Origin of the sequence: Acinetobacter sp. HA (assembly GCF_000264725.1) — a bacterium.
Lineage (GTDB): Bacteria > Pseudomonadota > Gammaproteobacteria > Pseudomonadales > Moraxellaceae > Acinetobacter > Acinetobacter schindleri.
The window spans coordinates 146,018-163,285 of sequence record NZ_AJXD01000017.1; the positions used below are offsets into that span (position 1 = coordinate 146,018).

The 17,268-nt window shown below is 40.4% G+C and carries 14 protein-coding genes and 2 pseudogenes; 11 read left to right on the forward strand and 5 right to left on the reverse strand.

Annotated elements, in window-relative coordinates:
* Nucleotides 1-102: 102 nt before the first annotated feature.
* Nucleotides 103-252 carry a hypothetical protein gene (locus tag HADU_RS15610; RefSeq protein ID WP_004815753.1) on the forward strand — a complete coding sequence of 50 codons (150 nt, stop codon included), beginning with the start codon at nucleotides 103-105 and terminating at the stop codon, nucleotides 250-252.
* Nucleotides 253-377: 125 nt separating this feature from the next.
* On the opposite strand, the gene xseB is transcribed toward HADU_RS15610, so the two are convergent.
* Nucleotides 378-575: an exodeoxyribonuclease VII small subunit gene (gene xseB / locus HADU_RS05105; RefSeq protein ID WP_004815754.1), complete on the reverse strand. Its 198-nt coding sequence runs from the start codon at nucleotides 573-575 to the stop codon at nucleotides 378-380.
* Nucleotides 568-1,827, reverse strand: a complete 1,260-nt coding sequence (gene xseA, locus HADU_RS05110) for an exodeoxyribonuclease VII large subunit (protein ID WP_008304141.1) — start codon at nucleotides 1,825-1,827, stop codon at nucleotides 568-570. The genes xseB and xseA overlap by 8 nt, the downstream gene beginning before the upstream one ends.
* Nucleotides 1,828-2,054: 227 nt before the next feature.
* Between xseA and HADU_RS05115 the strand changes: the two genes are divergently transcribed.
* The 9 genes and pseudogenes from HADU_RS05115 (at nucleotide 2,055) to HADU_RS15850 (ending at nucleotide 12,658) form a co-directional block, all read left to right on the forward strand.
* Nucleotides 2,055-2,483, forward strand: coding sequence for an I78 family peptidase inhibitor (locus tag HADU_RS05115; RefSeq protein WP_004815758.1), 429 nt, complete (start codon nucleotides 2,055-2,057; stop codon nucleotides 2,481-2,483).
* Nucleotides 2,484-2,595: 112 nt separating this feature from the next.
* Nucleotides 2,596-2,955, forward strand: coding sequence for a hypothetical protein (locus HADU_RS05120; RefSeq protein ID WP_008304142.1), 360 nt, complete (start codon nucleotides 2,596-2,598; stop codon nucleotides 2,953-2,955).
* Nucleotides 2,956-3,159: 204 nt separating this feature from the next.
* Nucleotides 3,160-3,428: pseudogene (locus HADU_RS05125) on the forward strand (hypothetical protein).
* A gap of 295 nt (nucleotides 3,429-3,723) precedes the next feature.
* Nucleotides 3,724-6,363, forward strand: a complete 2,640-nt coding sequence (locus HADU_RS05130; RefSeq protein WP_008304144.1) for a bifunctional aconitate hydratase 2/2-methylisocitrate dehydratase — start codon at nucleotides 3,724-3,726, stop codon at nucleotides 6,361-6,363.
* A gap of 73 nt (nucleotides 6,364-6,436) precedes the next feature.
* Nucleotides 6,437-7,360 (forward strand): hypothetical protein, encoded by a 924-nt coding sequence (locus HADU_RS05135; protein WP_008304145.1) that lies wholly within the window; start codon nucleotides 6,437-6,439, stop codon nucleotides 7,358-7,360.
* A 65-nt stretch (nucleotides 7,361-7,425) separates the two neighbouring features.
* A pseudogene (locus tag HADU_RS15845) lies at nucleotides 7,426-7,620 on the forward strand (hypothetical protein).
* A gap of 124 nt (nucleotides 7,621-7,744) precedes the next feature.
* Complete coding sequence (gene gltS / locus HADU_RS05140) at nucleotides 7,745-8,968, forward strand: sodium/glutamate symporter (RefSeq protein WP_008304146.1); 1,224 nt, start codon at nucleotides 7,745-7,747, stop codon at nucleotides 8,966-8,968.
* A gap of 586 nt (nucleotides 8,969-9,554) precedes the next feature.
* Nucleotides 9,555-11,777, forward strand: a complete 2,223-nt coding sequence (locus HADU_RS05145; protein WP_034592326.1) for a DUF6351 family protein — start codon at nucleotides 9,555-9,557, stop codon at nucleotides 11,775-11,777.
* Between the two features lie 395 nt (nucleotides 11,778-12,172).
* Nucleotides 12,173-12,658: a hypothetical protein gene (locus HADU_RS15850; RefSeq protein WP_008304148.1), complete on the forward strand. Its 486-nt coding sequence runs from the start codon at nucleotides 12,173-12,175 to the stop codon at nucleotides 12,656-12,658.
* Nucleotides 12,659-12,767: 109 nt separating this feature from the next.
* On the opposite strand, the gene HADU_RS05155 is transcribed toward HADU_RS15850, so the two are convergent.
* Together HADU_RS05155 and brnQ are read right to left on the reverse strand one after the other, a co-directional pair.
* Nucleotides 12,768-12,983, reverse strand: coding sequence for a hypothetical protein (locus HADU_RS05155; RefSeq protein ID WP_004893017.1), 216 nt, complete (start codon nucleotides 12,981-12,983; stop codon nucleotides 12,768-12,770).
* 585 nt (nucleotides 12,984-13,568) lie between these two features.
* Nucleotides 13,569-14,855 (reverse strand): branched-chain amino acid transport system II carrier protein, encoded by a 1,287-nt coding sequence (gene brnQ, locus HADU_RS05160; protein WP_004893019.1) that lies wholly within the window; start codon nucleotides 14,853-14,855, stop codon nucleotides 13,569-13,571.
* 349 nt (nucleotides 14,856-15,204) lie between these two features.
* Here brnQ and map point away from each other — a divergent pair, with 349 nt between their 5' ends.
* Nucleotides 15,205-15,999, forward strand: coding sequence for a type I methionyl aminopeptidase (gene map / locus HADU_RS05165; protein ID WP_004893021.1), 795 nt, complete (start codon nucleotides 15,205-15,207; stop codon nucleotides 15,997-15,999).
* Nucleotides 16,000-16,363: 364 nt separating this feature from the next.
* Here the strand turns inward: map and HADU_RS05170 are convergent, their stop codons facing one another.
* Nucleotides 16,364-17,263, reverse strand: coding sequence for a LysR substrate-binding domain-containing protein (locus HADU_RS05170; protein WP_004893023.1), 900 nt, complete (start codon nucleotides 17,261-17,263; stop codon nucleotides 16,364-16,366).
* Nucleotides 17,264-17,268: the final 5 nt, after the last annotated feature.

Here is a 17,268-nt window from a genome sequence, read left to right on the forward strand (position 1 = left end):
TTGTCTTTTTAAAATGATAAAGATGTATAACATTTCTAGCCTTGATGTTGGGTTCCAATCTGTCATATCTATGGGTTAAGCATATTGAGTAAAGGAACACATATGACCAATCTATCAGAGCAATCAGATAAAGATGTTACGCCACATAAAGAATCCAACGATGATAAAGGCAATCAGGCTTCTTACAAGAATGTTAAGCCTGAGAAAAAACCCAATACAGAGCCTGAAAATCCCTTGAGAGAACAAAAATAGAATGTTCTTATCTAAAAAAGCCTTCTTCATGAAGGCTTTTCATATTCTGAAAATAACCTAAGTTCTATTTTAAACCTTATTACTTGCGCTAGAAAATAAACATAACAGGAGATAGAACCTAAAGTTTATTCCTTAAAAGTATCATCTAATGCTTGCTGTACTGCATCGACACGTGTTTTACAGGCTTTATAGGCTGCCATGGATTCCTCAACAATCTTCATCAGATTATCAATATCCGGTTCGTGCTGGGCATCCAATAATTCCGCATTTCGTTTCAGAATTTCATAACCTTCTTTAAAACTCAAAGTATTGTCATTATTCATGTAGATTTACCTGTGTGATATTGGCTACAAAAGTTCCATCTTGCATTTCGACCTGAACCTCACTTTCAAGTTCATGAACAGAACGCACAGCATGACCTTGTTGCCGGACGATGGCATAGCCCTTGGAAAGTACTGTTTTCGGATTCTGGATCAGCGTTTCGCGTAACAAGGCTTCAATCTGTTGTTGTGCAATTCGGGTTTGCTGGCGGGCCAAATTGCTGATATTGGATCTCAATTGGGTAACTTCTTTGAAAGCATCCGAGACTTTGGTATTGGCAATACTTTGAATCAATGTCATCAATTGATCATTCTGATTTTGATAGGCCTGAATCTGCTGCCGGGAACTACGCTGAATAATTTGCAGATTGGTAATAACATCCTGCACACGCTCCACAATGTGATTGCGAATCCCAGCGATGACTTTACTCGGGGTATCAAAGGAGCGATGTGCAATTTCATCTAGAATGGTTCTGTCTTTTTCATGACCAATACCAACCCAGATTGGCACACTACGCTTACACAGTAGGGCAGCCAGTTCATAATCATTCAGGTAGGCCAGATCATTGACCGCACCACCACCGCGGATAATCACGATTAAATCAGGCGCCCTTGTGTAATCTTCTGCCCATTGTTTCAGCCCTTGTGCCAGGCTTTGGCGAATACTTAGCGGTGCAGTATTTCCCTGAAAAGTCGCCGAGTGATAAACAAACTCGCATACCTGTGCGTCCGCAAGTGCATCTGCATCCTTTTTAAAATCCCCTAAACCAGCAGCATTTTCAGGAGCAATCACCAGAATCCGGTTTAGGTCGAATGGTGTCGGTAATTGCCGGTTGCGTTCAATCAAACCTTCTGCTGTGAGTCGCTGTAGGATTTCCTGATAACGTCGGGCAATATCACCGAGGGTATAACTGGAATCCATTTCAACGATATTCAGGGAAAAGCCATATTGCGAATCAAAACTGGCTTTGACTTTAATCAGAACATTTAAATCACGACTTAACTCAATCCCGGTTTCCCGTTCAAATGGAGTCACAATTTTCTGTGCAGCAAATTTCCAGATGGTAGCACGGCAACTGGCAATCACCTGATCATTGTCTGGATCTTTTTCTGCCAGTTCCAGATAGTAATGACCTGCCTTGATATTCAGGTTGCGTATCTCTGCCTTGACCCATACCGGTGTATCGAAAGTGAGTTTAACCACCTCCTGCACGGTAGAGAGATATTCCTTGAGCGAGAATTGGGGATCTTGCATAGCCGCAGAAAAGTTTAAAATTCAAGCAAATTTTAGCTTAAACCTGCATATCACTCAAACCAGATTACTAAGTATTCTTGTGGCTTAATTGCAGCAGGGCAATATAAAAGCATCATGATTTATCGCTGATAGTAGCTTCAGCATTGATTTACATATATTTAGATAAACTTTCTTGGGTATGACTATGTTAAATTAAGTCGGAATGGTCCTTTAGAAGAAGATCGCCAATGAAAAGAATCATGTATCTGGGTATGTTGATCGCCGTATTAACAGGATGTGCAGCACAGCAGCCGGAAGAAACACCGCGTATTGGCATGCCGAATCCTGCCAGTGCTTATTGTGTGGATCAAGGTGGGAAGCTTGATATCCATAATGAAGTGGATGGTCAGGTGGCCTATTGCCATCTACCAGATGGTAAAGTGGTAGAGGAGTGGGCATTGTATCGTAGCAATCAGGACATCTGTCTGTCTGAAGCAGCACATAGTCTGATCGGTCAGTCTGGTCTGAGTGAAGCGCAAATCAAAGCCAAAACCAAAGCTAAAATTGTGCGTATGATACAACCGGGACAAGCAGTAACTATGGATTTCCGTGAAGACCGTGTTACGGTCACCGTAGATCCAAAAACTGGAAAAATTGTTCAGTCCAGCTGTGGTTAAATCATTTTGACAACAAAGCCCTGTAGAGGGCTTTTTTGTTGCAGCCGGACTTGGCAAATTAAATGACAAATGCGCTGTGATCTTTTATATTGCCCCTCGGAAGGAGAAATTCATGAAAAAGTTATTGGCTTTATCGTTTATGCTGGCTTTGGCTGGCTGTGCCGAAAAGAAACCACTTACCCCTGAAGAGCAGTGGCAAGGTTATTGTCGTAGTGTGGGCAATGCTGCACGCAGTATCATGCTGGACCGTCAAAATGGCATTGAGAAAGAAAAAGCTGTTGAACATGCCAGCAAGGTTGAAGATGAAACCACCAAAGCCTTCGTCATGACCATTATTGATGACGTCTATAAAATGCCATTGGATGAAATCACCAAAGATGTGAAAGAATCGCGTGAAAAAATCCGTGCCGAATATACTGAAAAATGTATTGCGACACCGCATGACGAATTGCCAGATTATAAACCGTTCTAAGGAACGGTTTTTTTATAGCTTTGCCATATTCAAATTATTTAATGCAAGCGTGAAGAAGTTATTTATCTGACTGCTGATTTCTTATAAAAATAGCCTAAGCCCTTTGTACAATTTGTGACAAATTCTAAATCTAAAATATAGCAATACTTATCTAAATATCGAATAATGAAAATATCTCCAAAATAATTAGAAAGGAGCAGCATTATGAACGTTGTGGGATATTTACATCATGCAGATCTGTTGCTCGAAGACGAACAGGGCATGGCGATCATTGGTGGTGGAAACTACGTGCTGAGCGTCGGTGATAAAGTCAGTTTAAAACGTATTCTTGATCAAAATAAAAACTCTATCTGGTCGATATTTCCTTTGCCAGTAATAATCATAACGGCACCTATGAAGACCAGTGTGTACTTAAATTTGAAGGCTGTCGTGATGCATTTAATCAATATTTGAGCACAAGCACAGTACACTAAGGTGGAGTATCTTTTTTCTTATAACTCAGGCAACATTCGTGTTGCCTTTTTTTATAAGTGAAATTCACCTAAAAGTGCTCAATTGGAGCTTAATTTATGCAAGAAAACAGATTTTTGATTATCAAATAATCATTATGCACATCATTTATTTACAAAATAATGAGCATCACAAAGAAACACTTTACTTGCATTAACTTTTAACTGGAATTTTAGTAAAATTTGAGAGTCCATATTATTTGTGAAGCTTTATAAAGTAGGAATTCACAGATAATTTTTTAAAAAAGAGGAATAAACCGTGCTAGAAGCTTACCGCCAACACGTTGAAGAACGTGCCGCACTCGGAGTCCCACCGAAGCCACTTGACGATGCTCAAACTGCTGCATTAGTTGAATTATTAAAAAATCCACCAGCGGGTGAAGAAGCATACCTAGTTGACTTGCTTGAAAACCGTGTTCCTGCAGGTGTTGACCAAGCTGCATACGTAAAAGCTGCGTTCTTAGCTGCATTGGCAAAAGGCGAAGCGACTTCTCCACTAGTTTCTAAAGAACGTGCGGTTTACTTACTGGGCACTATGCTTGGTGGTTATAACGTTGCTCCTTTAGTTGAACTTCTAGAAGACACAGAGCTTGGTGGTCTTGCTGCTGAAGCTTTGAAAAAAACGCTTCTTGTATTTGATGCGTTCCATGACGTTGCCGACAAAGCACGTGCAGGCAATGCAAATGCGAAAGCAGTTCTTCAATCTTGGGCTGACGCTGAATGGTTCACAAACCGTAAAGACGTTCCTGAAGAAATCAAACTGACAGTTTTCAAAGTAACTGGCGAAACGAATACTGATGACCTGTCTCCAGCACAAGACGCTTGGAGCCGTCCAGACATTCCATTGCACGCAAATGCAATGTTGAAAAACGTACGTGATGGCATCAACCCAGAAGTTCCTGGTGAAGTTGGTCCATTAAACCAGATCAAAGAACTGATCGCGAAAGGCAACCAGGTTGCTTACGTAGGTGACGTTGTTGGTACAGGTTCTTCTCGTAAGTCTGCTACTAACTCTGTACTTTGGTTCTTCGGTGACGAAATTCCGCATATTCCGAACAAGAAAGAAGGCGGTTACTGCTTAGGTTCTAAAATTGCTCCGATTTTCTTCAACACGATGGAAGATGCTGGTGCATTACCAGTTGAAATCGACGTAGCAAACATGAACATGGGCGATGAAATCACCCTGAAGATCGACAAAGCTGCTGCTAAAGTAACTGCGTTCAAAGACGGTGCTCAAATCGCTGAAGCTGAACTGAAAACTCCAGTACTTCTAGACGAAGTTCGCGCTGGCGGCCGTATCAACCTGATCATTGGTCGTGGTTTGACAACTAAAGCACGTGAAGAGTTAGGTCTTCCTGTATCTACCTTGTTCCGTACGCCTGTACAACCTGCTGCGACTGGCAAAGGCTTCACGCTTGCTCAGAAGATGGTTGGTCGTGCTTGTGGTCTTCCAGAAGGTCAAGGTGTTGTTCCAGGTACATACTGTGAACCACGTATGACAACTGTTGGTTCTCAAGATACAACAGGTCCAATGACACGTGACGAACTTAAAGACCTTGCTTGCCTGGGCTTCTCTGCTGACCTGGTAATGCAATCATTCTGTCACACAGCTGCATATCCAAAACCAGTTGACGTTCAAATGCAACACACGCTTCCTGATTTCATCATGAACCGTGGTGGTGTTTCTCTACGTCCAGGTGACGGTATTATCCACTCTTGGTTAAACCGTATGCTTCTTCCAGATACAGTTGGTACTGGTGGTGACTCGCATACTCGTTTCCCAATCGGTATTTCATTCCCTGCGGGTTCTGGTCTGGTAGCATTTGCTGCTGCAACTGGCGTTATGCCACTTGACATGCCAGAGTCTGTTCTTGTGAAGTTCAAAGGTAAAATGCAACCTGGTATCACGCTTCGTGACCTAGTACATGCGATTCCTTACGTAGCGATCCAAGAAGGTGACCTGACTGTAGAGAAGAAAGGTAAGAAAAACATCTTCTCTGGCCGTATCCTTGAGATCGACCTGACAGAAATGGAAACTGACCTGACTGTTGAGCAGGCATTCGAACTTTCTGATGCTTCTGCTGAACGTTCTGCGGCTGGTTGTGCGATCACGCTTTCTGAAGAGAAAGTTGCTGAATACCTACGTTCTAACATCACTATGCTGAAGTGGATGATTTCACAAGGCTATGGCGATGCTCGTACTATGGCGCGCCGCGTTGAGAACATGGAAAAATGGTTGGAAAACCCATCACTTCTTAAAGCTGATGCTGATGCTGAATACACTAAAGTGTACGAAATCGACCTTTCTACAATCACAGAACCAGTTCTTTGCTGCCCGAACGACCCAGATGATGCAAAACTTCTTTCTGACGTTCAAGGTGTGAAAATTGATGAAGTATTCATCGGTTCTTGTATGACGAACATCGGTCATTTCCGTGCAGCTGGTAAACTTCTAGACAAAGTACCTGGTGGTTCTTTATCTACTCGTCTATGGTTGGCTCCTCCAACTCGTATGGATGAACACCAGTTGATGGAAGAAGGTTTCTACAATACTTATGGTAAAGCTGGCGCGCGTACAGAAATGCCAGGCTGTTCACTATGTATGGGTAACCAGGCACGCGTAGCGCCGAACACGACTTGTGTATCGACTTCTACTCGTAACTTCCCGAACCGTCTAGGTCAAGGTGCTAACGTTTACCTGGCATCTGCTGAGCTTGCTTCTGTTGCTGCTGTATTGGGTAAATTACCTTCTCCAGAAGAATACCAACAGTACGCTGCTCAAATCGACAGCATGTCTGCTGACATCTACCAATACTTGAACTTCGACAAGATGAGCGAGTATACAGATGCTGCTAAAGACATCGATACTAAGAAAATTGCTGCTGCTCAATTAGCTTAATTGATCAAAAAGTAGTTTAGAATAAGGGCTGATTTATCAGCCCTTATTTTTTTATAAATCTAAAGTTTAAATTATGAATCCATTGCATTTATTATTAATAGAAAATTTTACAAAATTAACCAATTTATTTCTTAATTTAATAAAGTTTGGGGCAGGTATAGGGGGATTGAGTTTAATATATTATCTTTTACTTATAAGTTATTTACCAAATGAGTTTGCAATTGGCGATGGATTGCTATTGTTTATGCTATCTATAGTAATTGGTATGATATGTTGCGTAATCTTTTTATTACTATGGATTCAAGGAAAATTAATATTTGATGTATTTTTTCTAATTTATAAAAAATCACCTAAAATAGTTAAAAATATTATTAGCAGGAAAGTAGCTGGAGATATTAAATTAATTATTCCTAAATTTGATAAATTTACTAGTTTTCTTATTTGTCTAATATCATTTTTTATTTTTTTAGTTGTTTCCTTTAGTCTTGAATCTGCTGAATTTTTATACTATATAATTGTATGTATTTATTTATATATCTTTTATATATTGATCTATAATATCTCTCTAGAATATAAATATTTATCTAAAATATTGAATAATAATTCTAGTATTGAAAATGCTTATGAAAAAATTCTCAAAAATAAACTTAGAGAAAGAAAAAATGCTTTATCTATTCTTATGGGGGCTTTTTTGATCATACCATTTTTAATGGGTGGTCAATATAATGTAATTGAAAAAATAGTTAACTTTTCAATGGAAAAAACTAATGTGAGAGTCATGAAAACTAGTATTTATATTAAAAATGATTTTGCACAGTTGATATTAATGAAGAGTATGGGGGGAAATAAAATAAATTATACTAGAATTAATAATGTTGATATTCTTTTTAGGGGCGGAGGTAAAAATACATTAATAGGCTTCTTAAAGAATGGGGTTTATATAAAAATGGAAGTGCCAAATGATTCTCTTTTAAACGTTTATCATGTTAAGAATTAAATTATAATATTAATATCTTCAATTATTGATGTAGATACATGCCCAAATAATCCCGCTTTCTCTGTATCGGTGGCTTCCTAAACGCAACCCAAGTGAAAGACCAAGGCGATAGTTTCGTGTGTATCGAAAATGGTAAATAGGTGACTTACCATAAAAAGGAAATCTTCCATCAAGACGCTTGGGATCATGATTATTATGTTTGTGAAAGTACGACAGACCAGCAAGCACACAATTGGGTTTATGATATTCCATCGTATTAATTGAATCTATTTAGGACATAAATTAAACAATTACTAGAAACAATAACTTGCATAACATTTCTAAAATTGATTTTTCATACTGTTTTCCTAAAACTGTATGAAAATAAAGCTAATAGGGAATGTTATGAATTATGAAATCGATGCCTTTGGCACCTTGGTGATTGCAGTATTTTTTCTTTTTATTGGGCGGTATCTTGTTAGTAAAATTGGCTTCTTTAGAAACTATAACTTACCTGAACCTGTAATCGGCGGTCTAATCGCAGCGATTACAGCTTTTATTCTCTATAAATTTTTTAATATCAGTGCCACATTTGACTCAGAAATTCAAACCATTCTGATGCTGATGTTCTTTACCTCTGTTGGTTTAAGTGCAGACTTTACCAAGCTCAAAGAAGGTGGGAAATCACTGCTGATCTTTCTGGTCTGTGTCATTCTATTTGTAGTTGTACAAAATGCGGTTGGCATGAGTTTAGCCACAGCACTTGGGCTTGATCCATTGATTGGTCTGATTGTCGGTTCTGTTACCTTAACGGGTGGACATGGTACTGCCGGTGCTTGGGGTGAAGTGCTTGAAACTCAATATGGAATACAGGGGGCAATTGTCCTCGGAATGGCAAGTGCTACTTTTGGTTTGATTATTGGTGGGCTTGTGGGTGGTCCGGTTGCCAAATTCTTGATTAAACGAAATCAGTTGGCAGAGACAGTAGCGCAAGAGACCAATGAACAACAACTCGATACTAGCATCAACACCGCACCCTTCGAATATCCAAAGAAAACCCGGTTGATTACAGCCAGTAATGCAGTGTCGACTTTGGGGATGTTTGCGCTATGTATTTTTGTTGCGAATGAAATGACAGAGATCAGTCAGGGAAGATGGTTTGAACTGCCGACCTTTGTCTGGGCTTTAGGTACAGGAGTAATTGTACGTAACTTTCTGGAGCATGTACTGAAAGTCGATATTTTCGACCGTGCCATTGATGTATTTGGCAACGCGTCATTGTCCCTGTATTTATCTATGGCTTTACTGTCACTGCAACTCTGGTTGCTGGCCGATTTGGCAGGCCCGCTCATTACCATTTTGTTTGCGCAGACAGCGGTACTGATTTTATTTACCGCAATTGTGACCTTTAGAATCATGGGAAAAAATTACGATGCAGCCGTATTGGTAGCAGGGCATTGTGGTTTTGGTATGGGAGCAACCCCGACTGCGATTGCCAATATTCAGGCGGTCACCAATAGCTATGGTCCATCACATAAAGCCTTTTTAATCGTACCGCTGTGTGGTGCATTTTTTATTGATATTGTGAATGCTGTGGTGATTCAGAGTATCATTGCATTTTCCGGTTAAATTTTAATACGACTTCAAAATCATATAGACATTAAAAAGCCCCATGGTTAGGGGCTAGTCGTATGCACATCTGAGGCACATACTGTAAGAGGCTCATCTCATACTCAGCGTATTAAAGCACATTCTTTTACTTAAACCTACGAAAGTTTTTCTGATCTGCTGGTTATAAATGGAAGGTCATAGTCAAAAGTGGGGGGAGGAGCAAGTTTTATCGCTCAAAATTAAGCATTTTTATCTGAAATTTGGATGTTTTGAATTTCTCATTTCATCGCTAAATAGTTACAAAAGTTTTCCAATAAGATGGAAAATATTACACAAGAATAAAAGAATTTAATCATTTACCAAGTTAATTAAAGTAAAATTTATATAACTATTCATCTTTTAAGTCATGCAAAATAGCTTGAAATTAAATCAAATATTTAAACGCTTAATTGAGTTTTTATCCCTGATTTTGGTGATTTTTTCAAATAGCCCATAAAACAATAAGTAACAATAATGACAATGGTTGTTGTTAAATTATCTTTATGCTCATGAATGAAGTTATACAGATAAAAACTTCAGAAAATAATAATTTATGGATGAGCGTATGAAAGGAAAACTGGTATTCAATAGCCTCAATATTGCGGTGTGTAGTGTCATATTGTATGGCTGTGGTGGCGGAGGTGGAGATTCTTCCGGTTCAGGAACATCTTCAAAAGTAGAACGGGAAATGGTGGAGGTGTTATCCACCCGGCCAGATTTAATTACAGACTCGGATGTATTGCTGAAACTGGATCTGCCCGATGATATTCAAACTACGGCGTTGAAAGTGTCCCTGAATGGACAAAATATTAGTGATGCATTTGCCAATGAGCAGCGCCAAGCCTTAGTTGAAGGACTTAAACTGGGCGATAATCAACTCAAGGTTGAAGCAGGGCGTTATTATCAGAATTTAAGCCTGATCAATCATCCTTCGAGTGGACCATTACTGTCTGGCCCGCAGTTAAAGCCCTGGACCTGTACTAATGCGTCGACCGATCAGTTCTGTCAAAAGGCTGTGCAATATAACTATTACTATAAAGATCGCTTGGGACTCATTAAAAGTTATGACCCGGCACAACCGCCGGCCAGTCAGAATATTGCCACCACCACTACCGATGAAGGACTAACGGTGCCATTTATTGTGCGTGAGGAAGTGGGCTATCAGAACCGCGATGAATACCGTTTTGCGGTGTTGTATGATCCGAACCAGCCGTGGACCGCCTTAAAGCCACAAGCGCAATTTAACCATAAACTGGTGGTCACGCATGGCCAAAGCTGTGGTAATGATTACCAGTCTGCCTCTGCGCCAACGGTCATTGCCACTTCAAGTTCCATTTTGCCTGATGTCACCATTTTGGCTTTAGGCCGCGGCTTTGGGGTGATGTCGACTGCACTGTCTCATAGTGGTCATAACTGTAATCTGGCAATTCAGGCTGAATCGCTGATTATGGCCAAAGAACGTTTTATTGAGCAGTATGGCACCTTGCGCTATACCATCGGGCAGGGCTGTTCAGGTGGTGCGCTGGCAGCACAATGGGTGGCCAATGCCTATCCGGGAATTTATCAGGGGATTTTACCCACTTGCTCATTCCCTGATGCCTGGAGTACCGCTTCACAGTTCGCCGATTATCACCTGATGATTAATTATTTCCAGACTCCAGAAGGCCGTTTAAGCTTCTTGCCGCATCAGATTGCGCATGTTCAGGGACATATTTCTGAAATTAATGGCTATGTCAGTGAGCTGGCCCAGTTTGATGTGGCGCGGCCAAATACCATCTGCAAGGGAATTTCATCGGCGCAGTTATATCATGCCACCAATAATCCTCAAGGCATTCGTTGCTCGATTCAGGATGCGGCAATTAATTTGCTAGCCCCACGTCCAACGGAGCTGTGGACCGAAACTGAAAAACGGATTGGTCGCGGTTTTGCCGGCCTGCCGATAGATAATGTCGGGGTACAATATGGCCTAGACAGCTTGATGAAAAATATCATTACCCCAGAACAGTTTGTACAGTTAAACGAAAAAATAGGCGGTGTGGATATTGATATTCAGGATGTGCCTGAACGTCTAGAAGCCAATTATACGGCGCTGAATAATGCCTATCGCAGTGGCTTAATTAATGTTGGGAACAACCTGAATAAAGTGGCGATTATTGACTGTCGAGGTCCGGACCCGGCGCTGTTCCATGATTCCTATCGTACCTTTGCCATTCGGGCGCGACTGGAAAAAGCGCATGGCAATTATAATAACCATGTGATTTATGGCGGTGATCTGGTCATGATTGCCAGTGTCAATTGTCTGGAAATCAGCTTTAATGATATGGACCGCTGGTTAAGCAATGTCGAAAAAGACTTAAGTGATTTGCCTATTGCCACCAAACTGACCCAAAACAAACCGGCAGATGTAAAAGATGCTTGTATTACTGCCGGCATCATTAACCGCGAGAATCTGTGCAGCACGCGCAGATTACCGGTATATAGCACACCGCGTATGGTGGCCGGGGACAGCCTGACCACCTATGCCAACAAGTGTCAGCTGAAACCTTTAAATGTTTCGGATTATGGCAATACGGTCCGCTTTAGCAATGAACAGCTCCAGCGATTGCATCGGGTTTTCCCGCAAGGCGTGTGTGACTATAGCCAAGCCCCAGTTGGCTTTGCTGACACCATTGGCTGGATGAGTTATCAGGATCGGCAGGGCAGCGTAGTTTATGGAGGACAACCTTTGCCTGCGGTCAGTTCATCGGCTGCACGCGGCTGGGCATCTAAAGCTTTCCAGTTGTTTTAATTCTTCACACATTTTTTGTTTCACAAAAACCAGTGATTTTTCACTGGTTTTTTTATGATTCATTTTGATTTTTAGTTGAAAATTCATGTAATATAACGACGGTTATTTCGCCGTTGTGTAGATGGCAGGCAGATAACCTTTGGTCGAATTAAAATGTTAACCAGATCTCATTAATTCGCTGAATTATCAGGTTTTTTAGCGAGAAAGCCCAGATAAGCGTTGTAAAATCATTAGATTAAATTTACTCACAATTATTTTGATTAATATGAATTATTTCATATAATTACAATGATTTATCACAAAATGGACAAATCCAGGAAAATAGTGATAACTGATTCCGGGTTGTGACACTAAAATGAGTCTGAAAAATTAAAACAATCATAGGGTGAAGGATTATGGATATCACTGAGACGGTGTTTGACTTCAAAGCCTTATCCACACAACAACAAGATTATTTTTTTGAAAAAATTGCCGAGTTTGATCAGCAGGTGTTTACGTTAACCTGTGAAAAGGAGCTAAAGAAATATCTGTATGACCCGCAGGCAATTTCGGTCACTATTATTCAATATCATCATCGTAGCAGCTTGTTGTATGCACCAGCCACACTAATTCTTGCGGTATTGGCTTATTATTCTCAATTTTCAGAAACTATAAATCTGATCTGTGTAGTATTGAATCTTGCTTTTTTCAGCTTCTCAATTGGGGCTTATATTCTGCATGGCGTGCTGAAAGACACCACCAACCAATTCAAAAAACCGCATCAATTGGGCAAGGTTCAGTTACCGGGCATATTAATGACTTTGGCGATGATCGGGTTAATTGTGGCAGAACTAGGTGGAACAGGAATCTTACTTTGGGGCGCAACACAGGGGCTGTTTTAGATTATTTTTATTCTGATTGGAAGGAGAAATACTTGAATTGGACTTTTCTTTTTCTTCTACCACATGGATGAGTGGCCAAGTCATCCATGTGGTTCAACATCAAGGTTAATTAGCGATATTTCTGGTCAATGACCACCCATAGGTAAAATGCAGCCGAGACGATCAGCGCATACGCTAAATACTCTGGCTTTAAATTGCCTTGAATTACGCAGTGAACGATTAAAGTCAACATTAGCGCAAAGGTAGTGCTTAGAAACACCACAAGGTTAGAATTGGCTTTAAGAGCGTCAATGAAGACTTGCTTTTTGAAATGTACTGATAACATCTCCATCCCTCCTATTTTTAGTGTTATTGATGTCCAAAACTGAGTGGATTGATCAGAATTGAACATACAGTTGTACTTCGAATACCAGAACTTTTCAATAGCTCCGGATGACTGTTCTGGTGAAATACAGCAACTTTAGTCGTAGAGCTATAAAAATTATCAAAGTACAGCAATTTACCTGAACCATTTAAATGCTTAAATTAGGGTTTAAGGCAGTGCTGGGTGATAAAACTTAAATGGCACAAGCGGAAAAATGCAAATTTTACGCCACAATATGTAGTTTACTCGACAGAGAATGTAAGCACGTGTATGCGGGATGCTGAAGAATTATAAAATTTGTTAGAATATTGATATAAGTAAATGAAATTGAATAATTTTGGAAATGATTAGGGTAGTTTAGCTAAACGAATGGTTAAATTGTGTATCAGCTAAATTTTATCTACTTTTAACTGAACGCTTGCTTAGTGATAATCATGCAGTGAATTGAACCAATAAATGTCCGTTTGGGTAAAACCTGACAATTATTGATCATGCTTAAATCGTATTCTGGGTAAAAAGACGATTTATTGACACTGCGCAGAAAGATTAGTTTCTGATACGGTCAATTACAGCTGAAATCACGAGAACAATCAGGGCTGGGATAAGCCATGCCATGTTTTGCTCAGAAAGCGGCAAATTCTGAAGTGCAGCAGGTAAATCAAAACCGGCAACTTTAAGACCATCAAATATACCGAAAATAAATGCAGCCAGTGTGGTTGGTGCAACAACTTGAGCAGGCTTTTTAAAGAAATGTCCACAGAAGCTCAGCAGGATCAATGCAATTGCAGGCGGATAAATCGCGCTCAGTACAGGCACAGAAACGGCAATCAGTTTGGTCAAACCGAGGTTTGAAATCACCAGCGAGAAGCCAACCAGAACAAATACAAAGGCTTTGTATGGTAAACGAGTAATCGATGAGAAATATTCAGCACATGCACAGGTCAGCCCGATCGCAGTTACCATGCAGGCAACAAAGATCATAATTGCAAGGAAATAGGCACCCATATCACCAAAGGCATGTTGTACATAAGCATGTAGAATAATCGCACCATTGGCAGCATTTGGGGCAACTTCATGACTACCCAGACCCAATTTAAACAGGCTGAGGTAAACCAAGGTTAGGCCGATCCCGGAAATAATGGCAGCATTTACCGCATATTTGGTAATCAGCTTACGGTCAGTGACCCCACGAGAAGTAATTGCACGCACAATCACGATACCAAAGACCAAGGCACCCAAAGTATCCATGGTCAGATAACCATTGACGATGCCTTCAGTGACCGGGCTAGAAACATAATTACCAATCGCAGCAGGTGGATTACTGGCAGGAATAAGAACTGCAGCTACACCTAAAATGACCAAGGCAATAATTTTCAATGGAGACAGGAAGTAACCCACAGTATCCAGAATTTTATTTGGGTACAGCGAAACCAGTGTCACTACAGCAAAATAGATCACACTATAGATCAGCAGATTACTTGGCTCATTACCAAAATAAGAGGAGAAACCAATTTCATAGGAAACGGTTGCAGTACGTGGTGTTGCGAATAAAGGTCCAACAGTGAGATAACAAACCACGGTCAGTAAAAGACTTGCGGCTTTACCTAAAGGTGAACTTAAGATCTGGATTGAACCTTCAACACGAGACAGTGCCACGATGGTGATAACAGGCAGGCCAACTGCAGTAACCAGGAAACCTAGAGCAGCTAACCATACATGCTCACCGGCTTGTTGAGCCACAATCGGTGGAAAGATAATGTTGCCGGCACCGATGAACAGTGCAAAGGTCATAAAACCTAAGGCAACAATATCCCGAGTACGGAGACTTGTCATAGAGGGAGAATAAACGCACAAAAGAAAGCGATTTTAAAGGAAATATGCTGATTTTTGGAGCACCTTTTGGCTTGAGCCTCGATGAATTTCCTTGAGTAATTTTCTGTTTAACTGATAGGTAGAACTTTGGTGAAAATAAATTTATGAATTCAATCAAATAAATTTATAATTCATAAAAATCATCATAAATTATCAATATTTTTAAAAAATCCTGAATAGTTTTATTTGTTTAATCTATAAGCAATACATGTTTTAAATATACATTTTCCGATCACTGTTATTGAAGGAATTCACCGCATCTTTCGAAAAAAGGGTCTATAATTCAAGGATTGACCAAGAGGATGAACACATGAGAGCTTCGACGATAAGTCTTAAAACTGAACAGGATATCGAAAAACTTCGTATATCGGGCCGTCTGGCTGCTGAGGTTTTAGCAATGATCGGAGAGCATGTGAAGCCAGGTGTCACGACAGAATACCTGGATGACATCTGTAATGATTTTATTGTGAATAAACTCCATGTTATTCCGGCGAATGTGGGGTATTACGGTTATACCAAGACTACCTGCATTTCACCTAATGAAGTGGTGTGTCATGGCATTCCATCAGCAACTACCGTATTAAAAGATGGCGATATCATCAATATCGATGTTGCGATTATTAAAGATGGCTATTTTGGTGATACTAGTAGAATGTACTATGTTGGTACGCCTTCGGCTGAAGCAAAAAAACTGGTTGAAACCACTTATGAAGCAATGGTCGCCGGTATTCATGCGGTTAAACCGGGTGCAACGTTGGGTGATATTGGTTATGCCATCCAGTCTGTGGCACATCGTGAAGGTTATAGTATCGTACGTGAATACTGTGGTCATGGCATAGGTAAGGTGTACCATGAACAGCCAAACATTCTGCACTATGGTCAACCGGGTCAGGGTCTGGTACTAAAAAAAGGCATGGTATTCACTATTGAGCCAATGGTGAATCTGGGTAAAGCGCGTGTTAAAGAACTTAAAGATGGCTGGACAGTGGTGACTGCAGATAAATCGTTATCTGCGCAGTGGGAGCATATGGTTTATGTGACTGACACTGGCTTTGAATTGTTATCTCCATGGCCAGAAGGCACGGGCTCTTATCCTGCAATTTAAATAAAAGATAAATCTCTGATTGTGAAAACACTGATTTTTAAAAAATCAGTGTTTTTTTAATTGTAAATGAGCATACACATACGTTTTCAAAACAATACAAAATATTACGCCTTGCAGTGGTGCAAATGAGATTCATTCTCTATATTTATATGAGTTAGATAGATAAGCTGTATCAATCTCTTTTATTTATTCTTGCTCGTATAATTAACTGATTAAGAGCCAAGATAATGATCTAAGCGATATATTTTTTGATTTACAGAGTAAATATTGTTACCCCTTAATGCTGTAGTGACTCTGACTAGCTCATCCTCCGTAGATGAGCTTTTTTTACTTATTATTTTATTTTACTTAGATGCTCATTAATCTAATCATGATGCAGGTGCTCAACCAGATAATCGATAAAGACCCGAACAGCAGGTAACAAGCCACGACGTGACGGATAAACCATATGGAAAATACCATGTGCTGCTTTCCATTCCGGAAGTACACGTACCAGTTCACCACGTTCCACATATTGCTGCACGACGTTATCAGGTAATAGGGTGATACCACAGCCTGAAGCAGCCAGTTGTGCCAGCATACTTAGATCGGAACCAAGCACTGTCGGCATAACGCGGATCTTTTTCTGTTGTTGCATATTATTGTGTAATATCAAAAACTGTTCAGTATGTTCATCCGCCATGCTCAGGATTTTATGCTCGGACAATTCTTCCGGATTTTTCAGATGACCAAATTCATTCAGATAGCCCTGACTGGCAAATAGATGCTGTTCGATCTGGTCAAACTGACGGATTACCAGATTTGGATCATCATCCAGACTGGAACGGACGCGTAGGGCAATATCAAAACCTTCATTGATGATATCCACACGACGGTTCGTGACCATCATCTGAATTTTGATTTCAGGATATTGTTTCAGAAATGCAGGGAGAATCCGTGCGATTTCGTTTTGTGCAATAGAAACTGGCAGGCTGAGTTTAATAATGCCGCGTGGTTCAGTACTGAGATGATCGACCAGATCATGGGCGGCTTGGGCGGCACTGAGCATAACCTGGGCATGACGGTAAATGTTCATACCGATATCAGTCACAGCAAAATGACGTGAGCTACGTTGAATTAGCCGAACACCGAGACGTTCTTCCAGATTATAAACCCGGCGACTGAGTTTGGATTTGGGAATGTCAGTGGCGCGTTCTGCTGCACTAAAGCCACCATGTTCCACCACTTGGGCAAAACAATAAAAGTCATCCAGATCTGTCAGCATGAGTT

Excerpts from the sequence above, each read along its gene's own strand:
- map (WP_004893021.1), top strand. The coding sequence starts at position 15,205 with ATGAGAGCTTCGACGATAAGTCTTAAAACTGAACAGGATATCGAAAAA.
- HADU_RS05120 (WP_008304142.1), top strand. The coding sequence starts at position 2,596 with ATGAAAAAGTTATTGGCTTTATCGTTTATGCTGGCTTTGGCTGGCTGT.
- xseA (WP_008304141.1), bottom strand. The coding sequence starts at position 1,827 with ATGCAAGATCCCCAATTCTCGCTCAAGGAATATCTCTCTACCGTGCAG.
- xseB (WP_004815754.1), bottom strand. The coding sequence starts at position 575 with ATGAATAATGACAATACTTTGAGTTTTAAAGAAGGTTATGAAATTCTG.
- HADU_RS15610 (WP_004815753.1), top strand. The coding sequence starts at position 103 with ATGACCAATCTATCAGAGCAATCAGATAAAGATGTTACGCCACATAAA.
- HADU_RS05170 (WP_004893023.1), bottom strand. The coding sequence starts at position 17,263 with ATGCTGACAGATCTGGATGACTTTTATTGTTTTGCCCAAGTGGTGGAA.
- gltS (WP_008304146.1), top strand. The coding sequence starts at position 7,745 with ATGAATTATGAAATCGATGCCTTTGGCACCTTGGTGATTGCAGTATTT.
- HADU_RS05135 (WP_008304145.1), top strand. The coding sequence starts at position 6,437 with ATGAATCCATTGCATTTATTATTAATAGAAAATTTTACAAAATTAACC.
- HADU_RS05155 (WP_004893017.1), bottom strand. The coding sequence starts at position 12,983 with ATGTTATCAGTACATTTCAAAAAGCAAGTCTTCATTGACGCTCTTAAA.
- HADU_RS15850 (WP_008304148.1), top strand. The coding sequence starts at position 12,173 with ATGGATATCACTGAGACGGTGTTTGACTTCAAAGCCTTATCCACACAA.
- HADU_RS05115 (WP_004815758.1), top strand. The coding sequence starts at position 2,055 with ATGAAAAGAATCATGTATCTGGGTATGTTGATCGCCGTATTAACAGGA.
- HADU_RS05145 (WP_034592326.1), top strand. The coding sequence starts at position 9,555 with ATGAAAGGAAAACTGGTATTCAATAGCCTCAATATTGCGGTGTGTAGT.
- brnQ (WP_004893019.1), bottom strand. The coding sequence starts at position 14,855 with ATGACAAGTCTCCGTACTCGGGATATTGTTGCCTTAGGTTTTATGACC.